Origin of the sequence: Pseudomonas poae (assembly GCF_001439785.1) — a bacterium.
GTDB classification, from domain to species: Bacteria; Pseudomonadota; Gammaproteobacteria; order Pseudomonadales; family Pseudomonadaceae; genus Aquipseudomonas; species Aquipseudomonas poae.
The window spans coordinates 185,048-207,437 of sequence record NZ_JYLI01000003.1 but is presented as its reverse complement, the minus strand read 5'-3'; the positions used below and the strand labels follow the sequence as shown (position 1 = coordinate 207,437).

Annotated in this window: 22 protein-coding genes; 6 read left to right on the top strand and 16 right to left on the bottom strand. The window is 61.5% G+C overall.

Going from position 1 to position 22,390, the window contains the following annotated elements:
- Nucleotides 1-74 precede the first annotated feature (74 nt).
- The 5 genes from rng to mreB form a co-directional block, all read right to left on the bottom strand.
- A complete protein-coding gene (gene rng / locus TU75_RS04650; protein ID WP_004372126.1) occupies nucleotides 75-1,532 on the bottom strand; it encodes a ribonuclease G in 1,458 nt (485 codons plus the stop codon).
- Between the two features lie 70 nt (nucleotides 1,533-1,602).
- The gene (locus tag TU75_RS04645; protein ID WP_004372128.1) at nucleotides 1,603-2,199 is read right to left on the bottom strand and encodes a Maf family protein; all 597 of its coding nucleotides are present in this window, start codon (nucleotides 2,197-2,199) and stop codon (nucleotides 1,603-1,605) included.
- A 51-nt stretch (nucleotides 2,200-2,250) separates the two neighbouring features.
- A complete protein-coding gene (gene mreD, locus TU75_RS04640) occupies nucleotides 2,251-2,739 on the bottom strand; it encodes a rod shape-determining protein MreD (RefSeq protein WP_004372130.1) in 489 nt (162 codons plus the stop codon).
- On the bottom strand, nucleotides 2,739-3,833 hold the full coding sequence (mreC, locus tag TU75_RS04635; protein WP_080627528.1) for a rod shape-determining protein MreC: 1,095 nt from the start codon (nucleotides 3,831-3,833) through the stop codon (nucleotides 2,739-2,741). Before mreC ends, mreD begins: the two co-directional genes overlap by 1 nt.
- 138 nt (nucleotides 3,834-3,971) lie before the next feature.
- Nucleotides 3,972-5,009, bottom strand: a complete 1,038-nt coding sequence (gene mreB / locus TU75_RS04630) for a rod shape-determining protein MreB (RefSeq protein WP_002555108.1) — start codon at nucleotides 5,007-5,009, stop codon at nucleotides 3,972-3,974.
- Between the two features lie 210 nt (nucleotides 5,010-5,219).
- Between mreB and gatC the strand changes: the two genes are divergently transcribed.
- From gatC to TU75_RS04600, 6 genes are all read left to right on the top strand, one after another.
- Entirely contained in the window at nucleotides 5,220-5,507 is a 288-nt protein-coding gene (gene gatC, locus TU75_RS04625; protein ID WP_004372213.1) for an Asp-tRNA(Asn)/Glu-tRNA(Gln) amidotransferase subunit GatC, read from the top strand.
- Nucleotides 5,508-5,523: 16 nt separating this feature from the next.
- The gene (gene gatA, locus TU75_RS04620) at nucleotides 5,524-6,975 is read left to right on the top strand and encodes an Asp-tRNA(Asn)/Glu-tRNA(Gln) amidotransferase subunit GatA (RefSeq protein ID WP_015371171.1); all 1,452 of its coding nucleotides are present in this window, start codon (nucleotides 5,524-5,526) and stop codon (nucleotides 6,973-6,975) included.
- A gap of 10 nt (nucleotides 6,976-6,985) precedes the next feature.
- Nucleotides 6,986-8,431 (top strand): Asp-tRNA(Asn)/Glu-tRNA(Gln) amidotransferase subunit GatB, encoded by a 1,446-nt coding sequence (gene gatB / locus TU75_RS04615; RefSeq protein ID WP_004372217.1) that lies wholly within the window; start codon nucleotides 6,986-6,988, stop codon nucleotides 8,429-8,431.
- 161 nt (nucleotides 8,432-8,592) lie between these two features.
- Complete coding sequence (locus TU75_RS04610; protein WP_004372219.1) at nucleotides 8,593-8,964, top strand: septal ring lytic transglycosylase RlpA family protein; 372 nt, start codon at nucleotides 8,593-8,595, stop codon at nucleotides 8,962-8,964.
- A 58-nt stretch (nucleotides 8,965-9,022) separates the two neighbouring features.
- Nucleotides 9,023-10,069 (top strand): calcium/sodium antiporter, encoded by a 1,047-nt coding sequence (locus tag TU75_RS04605; RefSeq protein ID WP_082630287.1) that lies wholly within the window; start codon nucleotides 9,023-9,025, stop codon nucleotides 10,067-10,069.
- Complete coding sequence (locus TU75_RS04600) at nucleotides 10,066-10,449, top strand: carboxymuconolactone decarboxylase family protein (RefSeq protein WP_004372225.1); 384 nt, start codon at nucleotides 10,066-10,068, stop codon at nucleotides 10,447-10,449. Before TU75_RS04605 ends, TU75_RS04600 begins: the two co-directional genes overlap by 4 nt.
- A 37-nt stretch (nucleotides 10,450-10,486) precedes the next feature.
- On the opposite strand, the gene TU75_RS04595 is transcribed toward TU75_RS04600, so the two are convergent.
- The 11 genes from TU75_RS04595 to petA form a co-directional block, all read right to left on the bottom strand.
- Nucleotides 10,487-11,428 carry an AEC family transporter gene (locus TU75_RS04595; protein ID WP_060548322.1) on the bottom strand — a complete coding sequence of 314 codons (942 nt, stop codon included), beginning with the start codon at nucleotides 11,426-11,428 and terminating at the stop codon, nucleotides 10,487-10,489.
- A gap of 162 nt (nucleotides 11,429-11,590) precedes the next feature.
- Nucleotides 11,591-13,144: a galactarate dehydratase gene (gene garD, locus TU75_RS04590; protein WP_060548321.1), complete on the bottom strand. Its 1,554-nt coding sequence runs from the start codon at nucleotides 13,142-13,144 to the stop codon at nucleotides 11,591-11,593.
- Nucleotides 13,145-13,155: 11 nt separating this feature from the next.
- Nucleotides 13,156-14,520, bottom strand: coding sequence for an MFS transporter (locus tag TU75_RS04585; RefSeq protein ID WP_015371168.1), 1,365 nt, complete (start codon nucleotides 14,518-14,520; stop codon nucleotides 13,156-13,158).
- A gap of 178 nt (nucleotides 14,521-14,698) precedes the next feature.
- Nucleotides 14,699-16,144, bottom strand: coding sequence for an aldehyde dehydrogenase family protein (locus TU75_RS04580; RefSeq protein WP_060548320.1), 1,446 nt, complete (start codon nucleotides 16,142-16,144; stop codon nucleotides 14,699-14,701).
- Between the two features lie 54 nt (nucleotides 16,145-16,198).
- Nucleotides 16,199-17,110, bottom strand: a complete 912-nt coding sequence (gene kdgD / locus TU75_RS04575; RefSeq protein WP_015371166.1) for a 5-dehydro-4-deoxyglucarate dehydratase — start codon at nucleotides 17,108-17,110, stop codon at nucleotides 16,199-16,201.
- 318 nt (nucleotides 17,111-17,428) lie between these two features.
- Nucleotides 17,429-18,178, bottom strand: coding sequence for a FadR/GntR family transcriptional regulator (locus TU75_RS04570; RefSeq protein WP_004372242.1), 750 nt, complete (start codon nucleotides 18,176-18,178; stop codon nucleotides 17,429-17,431).
- A gap of 158 nt (nucleotides 18,179-18,336) precedes the next feature.
- A complete protein-coding gene (locus TU75_RS04565) occupies nucleotides 18,337-18,756 on the bottom strand; it encodes a ClpXP protease specificity-enhancing factor (RefSeq protein ID WP_004372245.1) in 420 nt (139 codons plus the stop codon).
- A 17-nt stretch (nucleotides 18,757-18,773) separates the two neighbouring features.
- Nucleotides 18,774-19,391: a glutathione S-transferase N-terminal domain-containing protein gene (locus tag TU75_RS04560; RefSeq protein WP_004372247.1), complete on the bottom strand. Its 618-nt coding sequence runs from the start codon at nucleotides 19,389-19,391 to the stop codon at nucleotides 18,774-18,776.
- Between the two features lie 149 nt (nucleotides 19,392-19,540).
- A complete protein-coding gene (locus tag TU75_RS04555; protein ID WP_004372249.1) occupies nucleotides 19,541-20,320 on the bottom strand; it encodes a cytochrome c1 in 780 nt (259 codons plus the stop codon).
- Nucleotides 20,320-21,531, bottom strand: a complete 1,212-nt coding sequence (locus tag TU75_RS04550) for a cytochrome b (RefSeq protein ID WP_060548319.1) — start codon at nucleotides 21,529-21,531, stop codon at nucleotides 20,320-20,322. Before TU75_RS04550 ends, TU75_RS04555 begins: the two co-directional genes overlap by 1 nt.
- Nucleotides 21,531-22,124 carry a ubiquinol-cytochrome c reductase iron-sulfur subunit gene (petA, locus tag TU75_RS04545; RefSeq protein ID WP_060548318.1) on the bottom strand — a complete coding sequence of 198 codons (594 nt, stop codon included), beginning with the start codon at nucleotides 22,122-22,124 and terminating at the stop codon, nucleotides 21,531-21,533. The genes TU75_RS04550 and petA overlap by 1 nt, the downstream gene beginning before the upstream one ends.
- Nucleotides 22,125-22,390: the final 266 nt, after the last annotated feature.

Here is a 22,390-nt window from a genome sequence, read left to right as displayed (position 1 = left end):
CAGGCGACCCTCAAGGCGGCAGGCGGACGGCAGATAGAGGTCTGCCGGGCTAGAAGAAAACAGGCGATTGGGGATCAGAGCAGCACCACGTCGTATTGTTCCTGGGAATACATGGTTTCGACCTGGAAGCGAATCGTGCGCCCGATAAACCCCTCCAGTTCAGCGACGTTGCCGGACTCTTCGTCCAGCAGCCGGTCGACCACTTTCTGGTTAGCCAGCACTCTATAACCTTCAGCCTGGTAGGCCCGCGCCTCTCGGAGGATTTCCCGGAAAATCTCGTAGCAAACCGTTTCCGGGGTTTTCAATTTACCGCGTCCCTGGCAACTGCTGCAGGGCTCGCACAGCACCTGTTCGAGGCTTTCGCGGGTGCGCTTGCGGGTCATCTGCACCAGGCCCAGCTCGGTGATGCCGATGATGTTGGTCTTGGCGTGATCGCGCTCCAACTGTTTCTCAAGGGTGCGCAGTACCTGGCGTTGATGCTCTTCATCTTCCATGTCGATGAAGTCGATGATGATGATCCCGCCCAGGTTGCGCAGGCGCAGTTGGCGGGCAATCGCCGTGGCCGCCTCGAGGTTGGTCTTGAAGATGGTCTCTTCCAGGTTGCGGTGGCCGACGAATGCCCCCGTGTTGACGTCGATGGTGGTCATGGCTTCCGCCGGGTCCACCACCAGATAGCCGCCGGACTTGAGCGGCACCTTACGCTCAAGGGCTTTCTGGATCTCGTCTTCGACGCCATACAGGTCGAAGATCGGTCGCTCGCCTGGGTAATGCTCAAGGCGGTCGGCAATTTCCGGCATCAGTTCGGCCACAAATTGCGTAGTGCGCTGGAAGGTTTCCCGCGAGTCGATGCGAATTTTCTCGATTTTCGGGCTGACCAGGTCGCGCAGGGTACGCAGCGCCAGGCCGAGGTCTTCATAGATGACGCTGGGCGCGCCAATGGTCTTGATCTGCTCGCCGATCTGCTCCCACAGGCGTCGCAGGTAGCGGATATCCATGAGGATTTCATCGGCGCCGGCGCCCTCGGCGGCGGTGCGCAGGATAAAGCCGCCGGCTTCCTTGATGCCTTCGGCCGCCACGCAGTCGCTGACCACTTTTTTCAGGCGTTCGCGCTCGCCTTCGTCTTCGATCTTCAAGGAAATGCCGACATGGGCCGTACGCGGCATGTACACCAGATAACGCGAAGGAATCGACAACTGTGTCGTCAGCCGCGCACCTTTGGAGCCGATGGGGTCCTTGGTGACTTGCACCACCAGGCTCTGCCCCTCATGCACCAGGGCGCTGATACTCTCGACCGCCGGCCCTTCACGCAGCGAGATCTCAGACGCGTGAATGAATGCCGCACGGTCCAGGCCGATATCGATAAATGCTGCCTGCATCCCCGGCAGCACGCGCACCACTTTGCCTTTATAGATGTTGCCGACAATCCCGCGCTTCTGGGTGCGCTCGACGTGCACTTCTTGCAGAACACCGTTCTCTACCACCGCCACGCGCGATTCCATCGGCGTGATATTGATCAGAATCTCTTCACTCATGGCTGGGTCTCGTTCTGGCGTTTTCACAATAGTGACCGATCGCTCAAGGCTTGGCGCTGTAATACGGCGTTCAGCGCGCGGTAAGGTTTTGCCAACAGGGTATGCCGAATCGGCCGAGCAGTTGCGCGGTTTCGCACACCGGCAGCCCGACCACAGCGGAATAGCTGCCATTGAGCCCGGCAACGAACACCGAACCCAGGCCCTGGATAGCGTAGCCACCCGCCTTGTCCTGGGGCTCGCCACTGTGCCAGTAGGTGGTGGCTTCTTCGACGTCAATCTCGCGAAACCGTACAAGACTGCTTACACATAAAGTTTCGCAGCGCTGACCATCCGTCAGGGCAACGGCGGTCAGCACCTCGTGTTCACGGCCTGCGAGGGCCATCAACATTGCCAGGGCATCGGCCTGGTCCACGGGTTTGCCGAGGATGCGGCCATCGACAATCACAGCGGTGTCGGCGCCCAGCACACAGCCATTGGAGGGTGACTCAACCACGGCGAAACCCGCCGTCGCCTTGCCGCGCGCAAGACGCTCGACGTAGGAAACAGGCGATTCATCGGTAAGAGGCGTTTCATCAATGGCGGCGCTGACCACGGTGAAGGGCACACCGATCTGGGTCAGCAGTTCACGCCGCCGGGGAGAACCCGAGGCCAGATAAAGCGAATTCATTGCAGACTCTCCCTGTGGGGTTCGATAACCAGGCAGAGCCTCGCAATCCATTCAATTTATTTTGTAACGGCGACGCAGCCCACGCAGGCCGAAACTGATCCAGGGCCACAGCAGCGCACTGACCAGGGCCGGCAATACCAGCGCCAGCGTTGGCTGGCGGTTGCCGGTCAAGGCGCTGAGCCAGAGTTGAACCAGTTGCGCCAGGCCGAAAATCACCAGGATCACCAGGCACTGCTGCCACATCGGGAACATGCGCAAACGCTGCTGCAACGACAGCACCAGAAAGGTAATCAGGGTGAGGATCAGCGCGTTCTGGCCAAGCAAGGTGCCATAGAGCACATCTTCGGCCAAGCCCAGAAACATCGCGGTGACCATGCCGACCCGGTGTGGCAGGTGCAGCGACCAGAACGCCAGCAGCAGGGCCAGCCACAACGGACGAAGGATTTCCATGAACTGCGGCAGCGGCGACACGCTAAGCAACAAGCCGACGGCGAACGTCAGCCAGACCACCCAGCCATTGCGCGAATGAGTACTGGCCATTATTCCTCCCTCTGCCGCGTGGTGGACGCAGCGCCGGCAGGCGGCTTAGCGGCAGGCGTGGTGCTGGCTGCGGGTTTTGCCGGGCGTGCGCTGTGCGTGGCGGGCTTGGCGGGTGTCGCAACCGGCGCCGTCGCTGCCGGAAGATTCGCCGGTGCCGGTGGCCCCACAAAGGCCGGCTTCGGCACGATGGCGGGCGTGACCGGCAGCGTGCCGTTCTGCTTGTCTTCCGCTTCCTGGGCCTGCGCGGCATCGTTGGCGCGCTCTTCCGGGGTACGGTTGTCGCTGAACACCAGCAGAAGGTAACGGCTACGGTTGAGGGCGGCCGTCGGTACGGCGCGCACAATGGCGAATGGCTGGCCGGAATCGTGGATCACTTCCTTGACCGTCGCCACCGGGTAACCCGCCGGAAACCGCTGACCAAGTCCGGAGCTGACCAGCAGGTCGCCCTCCTTGATATCGGCGGTATCGGCCACGTGGCGCAACTCCAGGCGCTCTGGATTGCCGGTGCCGCTGGCAATCGCCCGCAGGCCGTTGCGATTGACCTGCACCGGGATGCTGTGGGTGGTGTCGGTGAGCAACAGCACGCGGGAGGTGTAGGGCATCAGCTCAACCACCTGCCCCATCAGGCCACGCGCATCGAGCACCGGCTGGCCGAGCACCACGCCGTCGCGCTCACCCTTGTTGATGATGATGCGATGAGTGAAGGGATTGGGGTCCATGCCGATCAGCTCGGCCACTTCGACCTTCTCGTTGACCAGCGCCGAGGAGTTGAGCAACTCGCGCAGCCGAACGTTCTGCTCGGTGAGGGCCGCCAGCTTTTGCATGCGTCCCTGCAGCAGCAGGTTTTCAGTCTTGAGTTTTTCGTTTTCGGCGGCAAGCTCGGTGCGGCTGCCGAATTGGCTAGCCACGCCCTGATAGAGCCGTTGCGGCAAGTCGGTGATCCAGTAGGTCTGCATCAACACCAGCGACATCTGGCTGCGCACGGGCTTGAGCAGCGCAAAGCGGGCATCGACCACCATCAGCGCGACCGAAAGCACGACCAGCACCAGCAAGCGCACGCCCAATGAGGGGCCTTTGGCGAAAAGCGGTTTAATAGGCCGCTCCTCCCGGGCAAATGTTCTCTTTATTCATACGGCATCAAACCGGCCTGGATGCAGATTGAAGAAGATAAACGCCGACAGGCAGCACTGCAAAGTGCTGCCTGCGGGCGAATCATGGCGCGACCAGCGATCTTATTCGCTGGAGAGCAGGTCCATGGTGTGTTTATCCATCATTTCCAGTGCACGACCACCGCCACGGGCCACGCAGGTCAACGGGTCTTCGGCGACGATCACCGGCAAGCCGGTTTCCTGGGCCAGCAGCTTGTCGAGGTCACGCAGCAGCGCGCCACCACCGGTCAGCACCAGGCCACGCTCGGCGATATCGGAAGCCAGCTCCGGCGGCGACTGCTCCAGGGCACTTTTCACAGCCTGAACGATGGTCGCCAGGGACTCTTGCAGAGCTTCCAGCACTTCATTGGAGTTCAGGGTGAAGGCACGTGGCACGCCTTCGGCCAGGTTACGACCGCGTACATCGACTTCGCGCACTTCGCCGCCCGGGTAAGCGGTGCCGATTTCCTGCTTGATGCGCTCGGCGGTGGATTCGCCGATCAGGCTGCCGTAGTTACGACGCACATACGTGATGATCGCTTCGTCGAAGCGGTCGCCGCCTACGCGCACGGATTCGGCATACACCACACCGTTCAGGGAAATCAGGGCGATCTCGGTAGTACCACCGCCGATATCCACCACCATCGAACCACGTGCTTCTTCCACCGGCAGTCCGGCACCGATCGCGGCAGCCATTGGCTCTTCGATCAGGAACACTTCACGGGCACCGGCGCCAAGGGCCGACTCACGGATGGCACGACGCTCAACCTGGGTGGATTTGCATGGAACGCAGATCAGCACACGAGGGCTGGGCTGCAGGAAACTGTTTTCGTGAACCTTGTTGATGAAGTACTGCAGCATCTTCTCGCAGACGCTGAAGTCGGCGATCACGCCGTCTTTCATCGGACGAATGGCGGCAATATTGCCAGGTGTTCGGCCGAGCATGCGCTTGGCCTCGGTGCCGACGGCAACGACACTTTTCTGATTACCATGGGTCCGAATGGCCACAACCGATGGCTCATTCAGAACGATACCGCGCTCGCGCACGTAAATAAGGGTGTTGGCAGTGCCCAGGTCAATGGAAAGATCGCTGGAAAACATGCCACGCAGTTTCTTGAACATGGGGAAAGGACCCTAGGCAACGCGTGGGTAAAAAAGTGCGGCAAACTCTAACAACGACAGGGATTTTGGGCAAGGCGCCAATGTGCTAAATTGGCCGACTTTCTGTGCACCAACCCCCACAATCGCGGCCTTATGACCGTAGAAATGCGGTAGTGTTCCGACAATCTAACACACGGACGCTCTCCGTTCCGTTTTCCACTGGAGATTCCCATGGCGCTTGAACGCTCCGACGTGGAAAAAATCGCGCATCTGGCCTCGCTTGGCCTCAATGATGCCGATCTTCCACAGACCACCGCAGCCCTGAACAGTATTCTGGGGCTGGTTGACCAGATGCAGGCCGTCAATACCGACGACATCGAGCCCCTGGCTCACCCGCTGGAAGCCAGCCAGCGCCTGCGCGCAGACGTCGTGACCGAACGCGATAATCGCGAGGCCTACCAGTCCATCGCGCCAGCGGTCGAAAACGGCCTGTACCTGGTTCCGAAAGTCATCGACTAAAGGGAAAGAGCCTTTCATGCATCACATGACTCTGGCCGAGATCGCCCGCGGTCTCGCCGAAAAAAAGTTTTCCGCTGAAGAACTGACCAAAACCCTGCTTGCGCGCATCGCCGAGCACGATCCCAAGGTCAACAGCTTCATCAGCCTCACCGAAGAACTGGCCCTGAGCCAGGCCAAGGCCGCCGACGTGCGTCGCGCCAACGGTGAGAACGGCGCCCTGCTGGGTGCGCCAATCGCCCACAAGGACCTGTTCTGCACCCAGGGCATTCGCACCAGCTGCGGCTCGAAGATGCTCGACAACTTCAAAGCGCCCTACGACGCCACCGTGGTGTCCAAGCTGGCCGCCGCCGGCGCGGTCACCCTGGGCAAGACCAACATGGACGAATTCGCCATGGGTTCTGCCAACGAGTCGAGCTACTACGGCGCGGTGAAAAACCCCTGGAACCTCGAACACGTGCCGGGCGGCTCGTCCGGTGGTTCGGCCGCTGCCGTGGCCGCGCGCCTGTTGCCGGCCGCCACGGCCACCGACACCGGCGGTTCCATTCGCCAACCGGCTGCCTTCACCAACCTCACCGGCCTGAAGCCGACCTACGGTCGCGTGTCGCGCTGGGGCATGATCGCCTACGCGTCGAGCCTCGATCAGGGCGGCCCGCTGGCGCGCACCGCAGAAGACTGCGCAATATTGTTGCAAGGCATGGCCGGCTTCGATGCGCAGGACTCCACCAGCATCGATGAACCGGTGCCGGACTACAGCGCCAGCCTCAACACCTCGCTCAAGGGCCTGCGCATCGGCGTGCCGAAGGAATACTTCAGCGCCGGTCTCGACCCGCGTATCGCAGAGCTCGTGCACAACAGCGTCAAGACGCTGGAAGGCCTGGGCGCCGTGATCAAGGAAATCAGCCTGCCGAACAACCAGCACGCGATTCCCGCCTACTACGTGATCGCGCCGGCAGAAGCCTCCTCCAACCTGTCGCGTTTCGACGGCGTGCGTTTCGGCTACCGCTGCGAAAACCCCAAGGACCTCACCGACCTGTACAAGCGCTCCCGTGGCGAAGGCTTCGGCGCCGAAGTGCAACGGCGCATCATGGTCGGCGCCTACGCGCTGTCGGCCGGCTACTACGACGCGTACTACCTCAAGGCGCAAAAAATCCGTCGCCTGATCAAGAACGACTTCATGGCTGCCTTCGAAGAAGTCGACGTGATCCTTGGCCCAACCACGCCGAACCCGGCCTGGAAGATCGGTGCCAAGACCGGCGACCCGATTGCCGAGTACCTCGAAGACCTCTACACCATCACCGCCAACCTCGCAGGTCTGCCGGGCTTGTCCATGCCGGCCGGCTTCGTCGACGGTCTGCCGGTGGGCGTGCAATTGCTCGCACCGTATTTCCAGGAAGGCCGCCTGCTCAATGTGGCGCACCAGTACCAGTTGAACACTGACTGGCACACTCGCACCCCAACCGGCTTCTGAGGAGAACACTATGCAATGGGAAGTTGTGATCGGGCTGGAGATTCATACCCAGCTCGCCACCCAATCGAAGATTTTCTCCGGCAGCGCCACCACGTTCGGCGCAGGGCCCAACACCCAGGCCAGCCTGGTCGACCTGGGCATGCCCGGCGTGCTGCCGGTGCTGAACCAGGAAGCGGTGCGCATGGCGGTGATGTTCGGCCTGGCGATTGACGCCGAAATCGGCCAGCACAACGTGTTCGCGCGCAAGAACTACTTCTACCCTGACCTGCCCAAGGGTTACCAGATCAGCCAGATGGAATTGCCGATCGTCGGCAAGGGCTACCTGGATATTCCGCTGGAAGACGGCACCATCAAGCGCGTCGGCGTGACCCGTGCGCACCTTGAAGAAGATGCGGGCAAGAGCCTGCATGAAGAATTCAACGGCGCCACCGGCATCGACCTGAACCGCGCCGGTACGCCGCTGCTGGAAATCGTCTCCGAGCCGGACATGCGCAGCGCCAAGGAAGCCGTGGCCTACGTCAAAACGATCCACGCGCTGGTGCGTTATCTGGGCATTTGCGACGGCAACATGGCCGAAGGCTCCCTGCGTTGCGACTGCAACGTGTCGGTGCGCCCAAAAGGCCAGACCGAGTACGGCACGCGCTGCGAGATCAAGAACGTCAACTCGTTCCGTTTCATCGAAAAGGCGATCAACACCGAAGTACGTCGCCAGATCGAACTGATCGAGGACGGCGGCAAGGTGATCCAGCAAACCCGCCTGTACGACCCGAACAAAGATGAAACCCGCGCCATGCGCAGCAAGGAGGAAGCCAACGACTACCGTTACTTCCCCGACCCGGACCTGCTGCCGGTGGTCATCGAGGATTCGTTCCTCAATGACATCCGCGCCACCCTGCCGGAGCTGCCGCCGCAGAAACGCGAGCGCTTCCAGGCGCAGTTCGGTCTCTCGGTGTACGACGCCAGCGTACTGGCCTCCAGCCGCGAGCAGGCCGACTACTTCGAAAAGGTCGTGAGCATTGCCGGTGACGCCAAGCTGGCGGCCAACTGGGTCATGGTCGAGTTGGGCAGCCTGCTGAACAAGCAAGGCCTGGAAATCGACGAAGCGCCGGTCTCGGCCGAGCAACTGGGCGGCATGCTGCTGCGCATCAAGGACAACACCATCTCCGGCAAGATCGCCAAAACGGTGTTCGAAGCGATGGCGACAGGCGAAGGCAACGCTGACGAGATCATCGAGAAACGCGGCCTCAAGCAGGTCACCGACAGCGGCGCCATCTCGGCCGTACTCGATGAAATGCTCGCGGCCAATGCCGAACAGGTCGAACAATACCGCGCGGCGGATGAAGCCAAACGCGGCAAGATGTTCGGTTTCTTTGTCGGCCAGGCGATGAAAGCGTCCAAAGGCAAGGCCAACCCGCAACAGGTGAACGAGCTGCTGAAAAGCAAACTCGAAGGCTAAACGCGGTGAAATGGTCGGAGCAGGACCTCACGTCCAACTCTGACCCCTTGTGGGAGCGGGCTTGCTCGCGAATGCGGTGTGTCAAGCAACGAATCTGCTGACTGATCCACCGCTTTCGCGAGCAAGCCCGCTCCCACATTTGTAATGGGGGAACCTTGAACATGAAGCGTCTACTCGGCCTGCTGGCCCTGTTCTCTCTGCTTGCCGGCTGCGCCAGCGGCCTCATCGACCCCAATGGCTACGACGAAACCGGCACCGCCTCTTATTACGGCGCCAAACACCATGGCAACCGAACCGCCAGCGGTGAACCCTTCAACCAGAACGCCCTGACCGCCGCCCATCGGCGCCTGCCCTTCGGCACGCAGGTCAAGGTGACCAATCTCGACAATAACCGCTCCGTGATCGTGCGCATCAATGATCGCGGCCCGCATGCCCGTGGGCGCCTGATCGACCTTTCACGCAAGGCTGCCGCGCAATTGGGCATGCTGAGCAGCGGTACTGCGCCGGTTCGCGTGCAGGCCATGAGCAATTGAAGAAGGAGCACCGGTCATTTCCGCACTAACCGCCCTCTCGCCCTGGAGCCTGCTCGAACTGGTCAGCGGCCTGCTGCTGCTGATCCTCGGCGCCGAAGTCCTGGTGCGCGCCGCCGTACGCCTGGCCGCGAGCCTCAAGGTGCGCCCGCTGATCATCGGCCTGACCATCGTCGCCTTCGGCAGCAGCGCGCCGCAGATGACCGTCAGTCTGCAGGCCACGCTCGCCGGCAACACCGATATTGCCGTGGGCAGCGTGATCGGCAGTAGCATCTTCAACGTCCTCGTCACCCTGGGCCTCGCGGCACTGATCATCCCGCTGCGGGTGTCGCGCCAGTTGGTACGCCTGGACATCCCGGTGATGATCGTCGCTGCGCTGCTGGTGTTCACCCTCGCCGCCAATGAGGAACTGACACCGCTCGACGGCCTGCTATTGCTGGTCGCCCTGCTGGCCTACCTCGGCGTGCTGCATTACCAGACGCGTCACTCACGCCGCCCGCGCACCCTCGACACCGTGGCCCGGGCACCATGGCTGAGCAGCGTATTGCGCATCTTTGGCGGGCTGCTGGTGCTGGTACTGGCCGGGCATCTGCTGCTCGGTGCGGCAGTGGACGTGGCGGGCGACCTGGGCCTGTCGGAGCGTATCGTCGGGCTGACACTGATCGGCGTCGGCACCTCCTTGCCGTGCCTGGCGACGTCACTGATTGCCGCCCTGCGCGGCGAGCGCGAGATTGCCGTGGGCAACGTGATCGGCAGCAACCTGTTCAACCTGCTCGGGGTGCTGGGGCTCACCGCCCTGCTCGCGCCGACGCCACTGTCGGTGTCGCCCAATGCCGTGGATTTCGACCTGCCGGTGATGCTCGGCGTGGTGTTACTGTGCCTGCCGGTGTTCTACAGCGGCTACCGCGTGACCCGCGCCGAAGGCCTGGTGATGCTGGGCCTGTATCTCGCCTATGGGCTGCATGTGATGGCGTTCACCACTGGCATGCCCCTGGCCGGCAAGCTTGAACACCTGATGCTGTATTACGTCCTGCCGACGCTGGTGGCTTTTCTGCTGTTCAGCACGCTGCGCGCCTGGCGCCGCCAACACAAGAGGGAACCGCAATGACCGATCAGAAGAAACCCGGCGTCGCCATGCGTCGCCAAGTGATGGGCGATGTGTTCGTCGACCGAGCCCTGGGTAATGCCACCGCGTTCACCCAGCCGTTGCAGGACTTCGTCAACGACCATGCCTGGGGCAGTGTGTGGAATCGCGAAGGGTTACCGCTCAAGACCCGCAGCCTGATCACCCTCGCCGCCCTCACCGCGCTCAAGTGTCCGCAGGAACTCAAGGGTCACGTGCGCGGCGCGTTGAACAATGGCTGTACCGTGGAAGAGATTCGCGAGGCACTGCTGCATTGCGCGGTGTATGCCGGCGTGCCGGCAGCGATTGATGCGTTTCGGGCGGCGCAGGAAGTGATTGAGGTGTATCAGGCAGAGCAGCAGTGATCTTCAGGTAGGCATCGCAGGCAAGCCCACCGCAACCTCAGATCCAGCCACCTGCCTGCAACACGAAAATCCCGATATTGGTGGTCACCGCCGCCATTAGCGTGGTGATCACGATAATCGCGGCCGCCAACTCGTGGTTGCCCTCGGCCGCACGGGCCATCACATAACTGGCTGCGGCGGTGGGCGCACCGAAGTACAGAAACAGAATCCCCAGCTCCGGCCCGCGAAAACCCAGCAGCCACGCTCCCAGGGTTGCGACGATCGGCAGCCAGACCATCTTCATCAGGCTCGCGCTGAGCGCCATGTTGCCGCTCTTGCGCAGCGCCGCCAGGGACAAGGTGCCGCCGATGCAGATTAGCGCCAATGGCAGCGTGGTGTCGGCCAGGTACTGCATGGATTTTTCCAGCCAGCCGGGCACGCCGAGCTGAAAGTAGGCGAACGGCGCGGCGACGATCACGCTGATGATCAGCGGGTTGGCCAGCACACTCTTGCAGATGCTCCATGGGTCGGACTTGATCACCGGGCTGTACACCGCCAGCACGATGGTCGACAGCGTGTTATAGAGCAGGATCACCAGCGCCGCGAGGACGGCGCCCAGGGAGATGCCATAGTCGCCGTACATGCTGGCGGCCAGCGCCAGGCCGATCACCCCGTTGTTGCCGCGAAACGCGCCCTGGGCATAGATACCCCGGTCTGCCGGCTTGCAGCGAAAAATCGCCCAGCCCCAGGCAAAAGCGAAACTCAGTACGGTGGCGACGGCAAAATAGATCAGCAAGCCCGGCTGGAGCGCGGCATGCAGGTCGGCGTGCAGGATGCCGAGAAACAGCAGCGCCGGCATGGTGACGTTGAACACCAGGGATGAGGCGGTGTGGATAAAGTTGTCGTTGATCCAGTTGATGCGCTTGAGCAGCACACCGAGAAACAGCATGGCAAACACCGGCGCGGTGATGGTGAGGGTAGTTAGGAAGATAGCCAGCATGCCGGGGAGAACCTTTGCGCGTCGTCAGAGGGCCAATGATAAGCCATGCGGCGCGGTGGCGTCTGGTAGGCCGCTATCGGGAGCAAGCCCCCTCTCACATTGTGAACTGTGAATGCAGTCAAATGTGGGAGGGGGCTTGCTCCCGATGCAGGCGACGCGGTCTCAGGTAATCGGCGCCGGGTTGAACAGGGTGATGTCGTTATGCAGCTTGTGATGCTCGGCCCACGTCTGTTTCTTGCCGCTGGCCACGTCCAGGTAGAAGTGAAACAACTCCCAGCCCAGCTCCTCGATACTCGCCCGCCCGGTGGCGATACGTCCGGCGTCGATGTCGATCAGGTCCGGCCAGCGCTGCGCCAGCTCCGTACGCGTCGACACCTTCACCACCGGCGCCATCGCCAGCCCGTAAGGCGTGCCGCGCCCGGTGGTGAACACATGCAGGTTCATACCCGCCGCCAGTTGCAAGGTGCCGCACACAAAGTCGCTGGCCGGCGTCGCGCAAAAGATCAGGCCTTTGCCCTTGAACCGCTCGCCGGGGCCCAGCACGCCGCTGATCGCGCTGCTGCCGGACTTGACGATGGAGCCCAGGGACTTCTCGACAATGTTCGACAACCCGCCCTTCTTGTTGCCCGGCGTGGTGTTGGCGCTGCGGTCCGCCTCGCCCTTGGCCAGGTAGCGGTCGTACCAGTCCATTTCCCGCACAAGCTCTTGGGCAATTTCCTTCGTTTGCGCGCGCGACGTCAGCAGGTAGATGGCATCACGAACTTCGGTCACTTCGGAAAACATCACCGTGGCCCCGGCCCGCAACAGTAGATCCGAGGCATAGCCCAGCGCCGGGTTGGCGGTGATGCCGGAAAACGCATCGCTGCCGCCGCACTGCATGCCCAGGATCAGCTCGGACGCCGGTACGGTTTCGCGGCGACGCTGGTCGAGTTTTTTCAGGCGGGTTTCGGCCAGCGCCATGATCTGCTCGATCATTTCGGTGAAGCCGTGGCTGGAATCCTGTAGCCGATACAGCCACGGCTCGCTCAGGTCGACCGAGCTGTCGTTCTCATGCATCACCTGCCCGGCCTGCAATTTCTCGCAGCCCAGGCTGATCACCAGCGCTTCGCCGCCCAGGTTCGGGTTGCGTGCCAGGTTGCGCACCGTGCGGATCGGGATGTAAGCGTCAGTCGCGGTGATCGCCACGCCGCAACCGTAGCTGTGGGTCAGCGCCACCACGTCATCGACATGCGGGTATTTGGGCAGCAATTCGTCCTTGATGCGCTTGACCGCATGGTCCAGCACGCCGGTGACACACTGCACCGTGGTGGTGATGCCGAGGATATTGCGCGTGCCCACCGTGCCGTCGGCGTTGCGATAGCCCTCGAACGTGAACCCTTCCAATGGTGCCTGGGCTTCAGGCACCTCGGTGGACAGCGGCAGGCTGTCCAGCGGCGGCGCGGTGGGCATGCGCAGTTGGTCTTCCTGCACCCAACTGCCGCGCGGGATCGGCGCCAGGGCGTAACCGATGGTCTGGCCGTAGCGAATGATCTGACCGCCTTCGGGAATATCTTCCAGCGTCACCTTATGGCTCTGTGGGATGAAATCCACGGTGACCAGGCCGTCCGGGAACTCGGTCCCGGCCGGGACGCCCTGGTCATTGACCACGATCACCACGTTGTCGCGCTCGTGCAAACGGATCGAGCGCGGCGAGTCGGCATGTTCAATCAATTGCATCACGGGGCCTCTCAGGAATGCGCTTCGGTTAGGTTGGTCAACGATGGCCCCTTGCTTGGCGGCTCTTTGAGGACTACACGCTTGATCGGACCAACGATGACCAGGTAGCTGAACACCGCCACCAGCGCGTTGGCACCGACGAACACCAGCGCCCATTTGAACGAGCCGGTGGTGCTGATGATGTAACCGATCACGATAGGCGTGGTAATCGACGCCAGGTTACCGAAGGTGTTGAACAAGCCGCCACTGAGGCCGGCGATCTGTTTGGGCGAGGTGTCGGACACCACCGCCCAGCCCAGTGCGCCAACGCCTTTGCCGAAGAAGGCCAGGGCCATGAAGCCCACCACCATCCATTCGATATCCACGTAGTTGCACGCCACGATGCTGCTGGAGATCAGCAGGCCGCCAATGATCGGCGCCTTGCGCGCGAAAGTCAGCGAATGCCCCTTGCGCAGCAGGTAATCGGAAATCACCCCGCCCAGCACACCGCCGATAAAGCCGCAGATGGCCGGCAACGAGGCGATGAAACCGGCCTTGAGGATGGTCATGCCACGGTCCTGAACCAGGTACACCGGAAACCACGTCAGGAAGAAATAGGTGATGCCGTTGATGCAGTACTGGCCCAGGTACACGCCGAGCATCATGCGGTTGGTCAGCAACTGGCGGATGTAATCCCACTTCGGACCGTCGGTTTTCTTGCCCTTGCCCTTGTCCTGATCCATGTCGACCATCGCGCCATTGGCCGCGATGTAATCGAGTTCGGCTGCGTTGATCATCGGGTGCTGGCGCGGACTGTGGATAACTTTCAGCCAGATCAGCGAGAAGACGATGCCGATCACGCCCATCACGATGAACACGTGCTGCCAGCCGAAGCTGTAGACGATCCAGCCCATCAGCGGCGCGAACAACACGGTGGCAAAGTACTGCGCCGAGTTGAAGATCGCCGATGCCGTGCCGCGCTCGGCCGTGGGGAACCACGCCGCGACGATACGGGCATTGCCAGGAAACGACGGTGCTTCGGCCAGGCCCACCATGAAGCGCAGCATGAACAGCGCAACCACGGCGGTGGAGATACCGAACTCTCCGACATAGCCTTGCAGCACGGTGAACAGCGACCAGGTAAAGATGCTCAGGGCATAGACTTTCTTCGAGCCGAACCGATCGAGCAGCCAGCCACCGGGAATTTGCCCGGCCACGTAGGCCCAACCGAATGCAGAGAAGATATAACCGAGGGTGACCGCGTCGATGCCGAGGTCTTTTTGCAGGCTGGAGCCGGCGATGGCGATGGTGGCCCGGTCGGCGTAGTTGATCGTGGTCACCAGAAACAGCATGAGCAGGATCAAATAGCGGACGTGGGTCGGCTTGGTCGCTTGCATGTAGAAGTACTCCCACTAATTATTTTTTTTGCGGGTCATCAAGTTGTGCTGCGGACAACGCTTTCTGTAGGAGCCGGCTTGCCTGCGATAGCATCACCGTGGAGTGATTGACACTCCGAGGTGACTGCATCGCAGGCAAGCCAGCGCCCACAGACAGCGTTGCCACAGGTGTTGCGTATTACGAACCGATATAGCTGGTCTTCACCACGGTGTAGAACTCTTGCGCATAGCGGCCCTGCTCGCGCGAGCCATAGGACGAGCCTTTACGGCCACCAAACGGCACGTGATAGTCGACGCCGGCGGTGGGCAGGTTGACCATCACCATCCCGGCCTGGGAGTGGCGCTTGAAGTGGTTGGCGTATTTCAGGGACGTGGTGGCGATGCCCGCCGACAGACCGAACTCGGTGTCGTTGGCCATCGCCAGCGCCGCCTCGTAATCCGCCACGCGCACCACGTTGGCCACCGGGCCGAAGATCTCTTCACGGCTGATGCGCATCGCCGCTTCGCTGTCGGCAAACAGCGTTGGCGCCAGGTAGTAGCCTTCGGTGTCACAAGTCACCAGGCCGCCGCCACTCACCAGCCGCGCGCCTTCGCTTTGGCCGATGTCGATGTATTTCAGGTCCTGGTCCAGTTGGGCCTGGGACACTACCGGGCCGATGTCGGTACCGCTTTTGAGGGCGTGGCCGACCTTGATCGACTTCATGCGCTCGGCCATCGCCGCGACGAACTGGTCGTGAATACCGGCGGTGACGATCAGACGGCTCGACGCGGTGCAGCGCTGGCCGGTGGAGTAGAACGCACTCTGCACCGACAGCTCGACAGCCTGCTTGAGGTCGGCGTCATCGAGAATGATCTGCGGGTTCTTGCCGCCCATTTCCAACTGCACCTTGGCCTGGCGCGACACGCAGCTGACAGCGATCTGGCGCCCGACGCCCACGGAGCCGGTGAAGCTGATGCCATCCACTTTCGGGCTGTTGACCAGCACGTCACCGACCACGCGACCGCTGCCCATCACCAGGTTGAACACACCGGCGGGGAAGCCCGCGCGCGAGATGATCTCGGCCAGGGCCCAGGCGCAGCCGGGTACCAGCTCAGCCGGTTTGATCACCACGCAGTTACCGTAGGCCAGGGCCGGGGCGATTTTCCAGGCGGGGATGGCGATCGGAAAATTCCACGGGGTGATCAGGCCGACCACGCCCAATGCTTCGCGGGTGACTTCGACGTTGACGCCCGGACGTACCGAGGGCACGTAGTCGCCGGACAGACGCAGGCATTCACCGGCGAAGAACTTGAAGATATTGCCGGCGCGGGTCACTTCACCAATGGCCTCGGGCAGGGTCTTGCCCTCTTCCCGCGCCAGCAGGGTGCCGAGTTCTTCGCGGCGGGCGAGGATTTCGCTGCCGACCTTATCCAGCGCGTCATGGCGAGCCTGGATCCCGGAGGTGGACCAGGCCGGGAACGCAGCGCGGGCGGCGTCGATAGCAGCGTTGACCTGGGCGACATCGGCCTTGGCGTATTCACCAATGACATCGGACAACTCCGACGGGTTGAGGTTGGTGCAGTAGTCGGCACCGGCTACCCATTCGCCATTGATGTAGTTTTCAAAACGCTTTGCTTGGGACACGAATCTTCTCCTGACGCAAAAGGCCGCTGATTGCTCAGCGGCCTTGTTGATAAGTTATTGCGGGCCTTGCTTGTCGATCAGCGCGGCCAGGGCTTCGTACTCTTCCGGCAGCAGGTCGGTCAGCGGCGTGCGCACCGGGCCTGCGTCGTAGCCAGCGATTTTCGCACCCGCCTTGACGATGCTCACGGCGTAGCCGGCTTTGCGGTTACGGATATCAAGGTACGGCAGGAAGAAGTCGTCGATGATGTTGGCCACGGTGGCGTGGTCGTCTTTGGCAATCGCGTGGTAGAAGTCCATCGCGGTTTTCGGGATGAAGTTGAACACCGCCGAGGAGTACACCGGCACGCCCAGGGCCTTGTAGGCAGCGGCGTAAACCTCTGCAGTCGGCAGGCCGCCGAGGTAGCTGAAACGGTCACCCAGACGACGGCGGATCGACACCATCAACTCGATGTCACCCAGACCGTCCTTGTAGCCGATCAGGTTCGGGCAGCGCTCGGCCAGGCGTTCCAGCAGCGGCGCAGTCAGGCGGCAAACGTTGCGGTTGTACACCACGACGCCGATCTTGACCGATTTGCACACGGCTTCAACGTGGGCGGCAACCCCGTCCTGGCTGGCTTCAGTGAGGTAATGCGGCAGCAGCAGCAGGCCCTTGGCACCGAGGCGCTCGGCCTCCTGGGCGTATTCGATGGCCTGGCGCGTCGCACCGCCCACACCGGCAAGAATCGGCACGCTGGAGGCGCAGGTATCGACTGCGGTTTTCACCACCTGGGAGTATTCGCTGGCCGCCAGGGAGAAAAACTCACCGGTGCCGCCTGCGGCGAACAGGGCCGTGGCGCCGTACGGGGCCAGCCACTCAAGACGCTTGATATAGCCCGCCTGGTGAAAGTCACCCTGGGCGTTGAAATCGGTCACCGGGAAAGACAGCAGACCGTGGGAAAGGATGGACTTCAGTTCTTGTGGATTCATTATTCGAACACCCTGGGCGAAAACTTTCTGTCGAAAGGTTATTGTTGGTTGTGATGATGTCGTACGTCATCGTACAACTATAAAAGGATTCGTCAACTGCAATTCATCGCAACGGGTGTGCAGCAGGATTTTCCAGACGATGGAAATCAATGTGGGAGGGGTTTGCTCTGATGCCAGTCAGTTAAGCGCAGATCCCCTGTGGGAGCGGTGGTGCGACTTGTTCGCGAAAGCGTCGATCCATCAAACATTGATGTTGACTGACCCACTGCCTTCGGGAGCAAGCCCCCTCCCACATTTTGACCGCGTGCAACCTCTGCTTCAGTTGCGCTGCGCCTCTGCCTCTTCATGGGCATGGCGCAGGCGCTCGCGGCTGTTGGTCAGGTGCAGGCGCATCGCGGCGCGGGCCGCGTCCGAATCCTGGCGGGCGATGGCGTCGTAGATTTCTTCGTGTTCGCGACTCAGGCGGACCATGTAGTGCTGCTGGTCGTCATGGGCCAGACGCGCCGAATTCAGGCGGGTTCGCGGGATGATGCTGGTGCCCAGGTGAGTCATGATGTCGGTGAAGTAACGGTTGCCGGTGGACAGGGCGATTTCCAGGTGAAACGCAAAGTCCGAGGCAACCGCGTCGCCGGCGTGGGCGGCGCTTTCGTTGAGGGCGTCGAGGGCGGCGCGCATGGCGGCCAGTTGCTCATCACTGCGGCGCAAGGCAGCCAGGCCCGCCGACTCCACCTCCAGGCTGATACGCAGCTCGAGGATCGCCAATACGTCACGCAGGGTCACCACGGTGGCCGGGTCAATGCGAAAGCCGCTGGGGCTTGGCGTATCGAGCACAAAGGTGCCGATGCCGTGGCGGGTCTCCACCTGCCCCGCCGCCTGCAGGCGCGAGATGGCTTCGCGCACCACCGTGCGGCTGACCCCATGGGCGTCCATGATCGCCGACTCGGTGGGCAACTTGTCACCGCGCTTGAGCTGGCCGTCACGGATCTGCTCGGACAACACCGTGACCAATTCCTGGGCAAGGCTGCGGCGCTTGCGGGGAAGACGAGGGGCGGTGCTGGCGTTTTCCATGATGAATCATCTTTCTCGGTGAGCTTGAACACGCATCATAGCCCATGGTGGTTGTACGATCACCGTCCAGGCGCGACTTTCACCCCTATCCTGCGCGCAAAAAAATGCCCCGACACAGGTCGGGGCATTGATTGGGAGCGTCCGCAAGGACAAACCCTTTACTTCACCACTTTCAAGCTCGGCCGGCCGCTGGGGCGCGGTGGCTCCGAATCCGGCGGCGGCAGATCATTACCGCCGTCGTCTTCGATGGATGGCTCGTCCTCGAAAGGCGATTCGAGATCAAACACCATGCCCTGGCCATTTTCCCGGGCGTAGATGCCGAGGATGGCGCCAATCGGCACGAACAGCGTATGCGGCACACCGCCGAAACGGCCTTCGAAGCTGACGGCTTCGTTGTCCATGTGCAGGTGGCGCACGGCACTGGGTGATACGTTCAGCACAATCTGTCCGTCACTGGCAAAACCCTGAGGTACATCCACCTTGGGGAATTCGGAATTGACCAGCATGTGCGGGGTGCAATCGTTGTCCACAATCCACTCGTAGAGGGCGCGGACCAAATAGGGTCGACTGGAGTTCATCAACGGCTCCTTAAGCCTTAGCGCATGTCGCGTTCGACGCCAGACAGACTCGCCTGGAAAGCCTCACGCGCAAATTGGCGATCCATGTAATCAAGCAGCGGCTTGGCCGGCCGTGGCAATTCAATGCCCAGGATCGGCAAGCGCCAGAGTATGGGTAGTAGGCAGCAATCCACCAAACTTTGTTCCTCGCTGAGGAAAAAAGGTTTATCCGCGAACAGCGGCGAAACGCCTGTCAGGCTCTCGCGCAATTCCTTGCGCGCCACGACACGGGCTGCCTCTTTGCTGCGCGAATCGAGGATCACATCCACCAGCCCGCACCAGTCGCGCTGGATCCGGTGAATCAACAGGCGGCTGTTGGCGCGCGCCACCGGATACACCGGCAGCAAGGGCGGATGCGGGTAACGCTCATCCAGGTATTCCATCACCACGGTCGACTCCCACAACGCCAGGTCACGATCGACCAGGGTGGGCAAGCTGCCGTAAGGGTTCACTTCGATCAGCTTCGGCGGATGACGACCCGCTTCCACACTGATGATCTCGGCGCTGACACCCTTCTCTGCGAGCACGATACGTACTCGGTGGGAATAGTGGTCGGCGGGGTCGGAGTAACAGGCCAACCGGTTGGTCACGCCCATGGCGGTCCTCCTCGCTTGTTGAAATTATCGAAAGCTCAAAAACGAGCGCGCCCAGGGCGCCTCTCTGCAGCACCCGGTTCAACCAGGTCGCCGTGTAGTCAGAGAAGCCGCTGGGCGCGCAAGATTAACAGCAATTGCTTACGGTTGGATCAATGCACATCTTTCCAGTATTCACGTTTGAGCAGATAGGCGAATACAAAGAAGAAAGCCAGGTAGAGCAAGACGTACGTACCGATGCGCTGATGCTGCAATTTGACCGGGTTGGCCGAGTAGGCCAGGAAGGTCACCAGGTTTCTGACCTTCTCGTCAAACTGCTCTTCGTTCAGCGTACCGGTGTTGGGCAGGATGGTCAGTTGATCACACGCTTGATGGGTCAGCGGCGTACCGGTCAACGGGTCATATTGCTTCTTGCCATCTTCAACGGCCTGAACCTGCGTGCATCCTACCACTTGGCGACCCTGCAGGCCGACCAGAACGTTCGGCATGCCCACATTCGGGAAGACCTTGTTGTTCACGCCCCATGGGCGGGCCGGGTCTTCGTAGAACGACGTGAGGTAGCCGTACAGCCAATCGTTGCCGCGAACCCGGGCCACCAGGGTCAGGTCGGGCGGTACCGCGCCGAACCAGGCCTTGGCATCCGCAGGTTGCATGCCAATGTCCATGTGGTCGCCGATTTTGGCGCCGGTGAACACCAGCTTCTCCAGCATCAGCGCGTGAGGGATGCCCAGGTCGTCGGCCACGCGCTCATAGCGCTGGTACTTGGCGCTGTGGCAGCCCATGCAATAGTTGACGAAGGTGCGCGCGCCGTCCTGCAGGGCGACCTTGTCGGACACGTCGATGTCGACGTGCTCCAGCGGTGCGTCATGCTCGGCGGCGCAGGCCAGCAGTGGCAGCGCAGCCAGCATTAATGCCACACATAGTTTTTTCATCAGCCCGTCACCCTTTGCGGAACCGGTCTGGTCTTCTCGATCCGGGTATAGAACGGCATCAGCATGAAGTAGGCGAAGTACAGGAAGGTGCAGACCTGCGACAACACCGTGCGCCCAGGCGTCGGCGCCAGTAGCCCCAGCACGCCCAGCGTCACGAACGACATGCAGAACAGCCACAGCCAGAGCCTGCTCAGCCAGCCCTTGTAGCGCATTGACTTGACCGGGCTACGGTCGAGCCAGGGCAACACGAACAACGCCGCGACAGCGGCACCCATGGCGATCACGCCCATGAATTTGTCGGGAATGGCGCGCAGGATCGCGTAGAACGGCGTGAAGTACCAGACCGGGGCAATGTGCTCGGGCGTCTTGAGAGGGTTGGCGGGTTCGAAGTTGGGTCTCTCGAGGAAGTAACCGCCCATTTCCGGGAAAAAGAACACGATCGAGCAGAACACGAATAGAAATACCACCACGCCGACAAGGTCTTTCACGGTGTAGTAAGGGTGGAATGGAATACCGTCCAGCGGAATGCCGTTCTCATCCTTGTGCTGCTTGATGTCCACGCCATCCGGATTGTTGGACCCCACCTCATGCAGCGCCAGGATGTGCAGCACCACCAGCCCCAGGATCACGATCGGCAGGGCCACGACGTGCAACGCGAAGAAACGGTTCAGGGTGATGCCGGAAACCAGGTAGTCACCCCGGATCCACTGGGCCAGGTCGTTGCCGATCAGCGGAATTGCGCCGAACAGCGAGATGATCACCTGGGCGCCCCAGTACGACATCTGCCCCCATGGCAGCAGATAGCCCATGAAAGCTTCTGCCATGAGCGCCAGGTAGATCAGCATGCCGAACACCCACACCAGCTCGCGGGGCTTCTGGTAGGAACCGTAAAGCAGGCCACGGAACATGTGCAGGTAGATGACGATGAAGAACATCGAGGCGCCCACGGCATGCAGCGTTCGAAGGGTGGCTCCATGGTTGACGTCACGCATGATGCCTTCAACGGAGGCGAACGCTTCCTCAGCCGTGGGCGTGTAACTCATCGTCAGCCAGACGCCGGTAATGATCTGGTTGAACAGCACCAGCAAGGCCAGGGAGCCGAAGAAGTAGAAGAAGTTGAAATTCTTCGGCACGTAGTACTTGCTGAGGTGGCCTTCCCACAGTTTGGTGGCGGGAAAGCGCGCATCGATCCAGTCCATGAACTTGCTCATCATCCGTTCTCCTGGTCGAGGCCAATGACAATTACGTCGTCCGTTTCGTAGGAATGCGGCGGCACGGGCAGGTTCAGCGGTGCAGGCTGGGATTTGTAGACGCGCCCGGCGAGGTCGTAATGGGACCCGTGGCACGGGCAAAAGTAGCCGCCAACCCAGTCCTTGCCCAGGTCGACCGGTGCGACTTCAGGGCGAAACGTCGGTGAGCAACCCAGGTGCGTACACAAACCGACCAGCAGCAGAATCTCGGGTTTGATCGAACGCACTTCATTCCTGGCATAGGCGGGCTGGTCGGAGTTCTCGGAGCTGGGGTCAGACAAACGGGCTTCGAGGCTTTTCAGATTCCTCAGAATTTCCTCGGTACGACGCACAATGAACACCGGCTGGCCGCGCCACTCGACAATCATCTGCTGCCCAGGCTCGATCTTGCTGACATTCACCTTCACCGGCGCGCCCGCAGCTTTCGCCTTGGCGCTGGGGAACCATGACCCCACGAACGGGACCGCAGCCCCCACCGCTCCAGCAGCACCCACCACAGAGGTGGCTGCTACCAGGAAGCGACGCCAGCCTGCATTCACGCCGTCATTGCTCATTCAATCCTCCCCCCCATCAGCTCTATAGCCCGCTAAATCAGGCGCCTGCTCAGTGTTGAATCTCTGCCTGTAAAAGCGTTGTCGGATGGTAGTTAAAAGCCACATCCGTGAAAAGGGAGTCCCCCTGAGCCTGGCCAACAGCCCTTGAAGTATAAGGACTATACGGACGTGGCATGTTGTCACCGAGGAAAATACGCACGAATCCCGAGCAATAAAAAACGCCCAGCTCCGTGAGGAGACTGGGCGTTTTTGTGGAACGTAAAGCG

Excerpts from the sequence above, each read along its gene's own strand:
- rng (WP_004372126.1), bottom strand. The coding sequence starts at position 1,532 with ATGAGTGAAGAGATTCTGATCAATATCACGCCGATGGAATCGCGCGTG.
- TU75_RS04645 (WP_004372128.1), bottom strand. The coding sequence starts at position 2,199 with ATGAATTCGCTTTATCTGGCCTCGGGTTCTCCCCGGCGGCGTGAACTG.
- mreD (WP_004372130.1), bottom strand. The coding sequence starts at position 2,739 with ATGGCCAGTACTCATTCGCGCAATGGCTGGGTGGTCTGGCTGACGTTC.
- mreB (WP_002555108.1), bottom strand. The coding sequence starts at position 5,009 with ATGTTCAAGAAACTGCGTGGCATGTTTTCCAGCGATCTTTCCATTGAC.
- gatC (WP_004372213.1), top strand. The coding sequence starts at position 5,220 with ATGGCGCTTGAACGCTCCGACGTGGAAAAAATCGCGCATCTGGCCTCG.
- gatA (WP_015371171.1), top strand. The coding sequence starts at position 5,524 with ATGCATCACATGACTCTGGCCGAGATCGCCCGCGGTCTCGCCGAAAAA.
- gatB (WP_004372217.1), top strand. The coding sequence starts at position 6,986 with ATGCAATGGGAAGTTGTGATCGGGCTGGAGATTCATACCCAGCTCGCC.
- TU75_RS04610 (WP_004372219.1), top strand. The coding sequence starts at position 8,593 with ATGAAGCGTCTACTCGGCCTGCTGGCCCTGTTCTCTCTGCTTGCCGGC.
- TU75_RS04600 (WP_004372225.1), top strand. The coding sequence starts at position 10,066 with ATGACCGATCAGAAGAAACCCGGCGTCGCCATGCGTCGCCAAGTGATG.
- TU75_RS04595 (WP_060548322.1), bottom strand. The coding sequence starts at position 11,428 with ATGCTGGCTATCTTCCTAACTACCCTCACCATCACCGCGCCGGTGTTT.
- garD (WP_060548321.1), bottom strand. The coding sequence starts at position 13,144 with ATGCAATTGATTGAACATGCCGACTCGCCGCGCTCGATCCGTTTGCAC.
- TU75_RS04585 (WP_015371168.1), bottom strand. The coding sequence starts at position 14,520 with ATGCAAGCGACCAAGCCGACCCACGTCCGCTATTTGATCCTGCTCATG.
- kdgD (WP_015371166.1), bottom strand. The coding sequence starts at position 17,110 with ATGAATCCACAAGAACTGAAGTCCATCCTTTCCCACGGTCTGCTGTCT.
- TU75_RS04570 (WP_004372242.1), bottom strand. The coding sequence starts at position 18,178 with ATGGAAAACGCCAGCACCGCCCCTCGTCTTCCCCGCAAGCGCCGCAGC.
- TU75_RS04565 (WP_004372245.1), bottom strand. The coding sequence starts at position 18,756 with ATGAACTCCAGTCGACCCTATTTGGTCCGCGCCCTCTACGAGTGGATT.
- TU75_RS04560 (WP_004372247.1), bottom strand. The coding sequence starts at position 19,391 with ATGGGCGTGACCAACCGGTTGGCCTGTTACTCCGACCCCGCCGACCAC.
- TU75_RS04555 (WP_004372249.1), bottom strand. The coding sequence starts at position 20,320 with ATGAAAAAACTATGTGTGGCATTAATGCTGGCTGCGCTGCCACTGCTG.
- TU75_RS04550 (WP_060548319.1), bottom strand. The coding sequence starts at position 21,531 with ATGAGCAAGTTCATGGACTGGATCGATGCGCGCTTTCCCGCCACCAAA.
- petA (WP_060548318.1), bottom strand. The coding sequence starts at position 22,124 with ATGAGCAATGACGGCGTGAATGCAGGCTGGCGTCGCTTCCTGGTAGCA.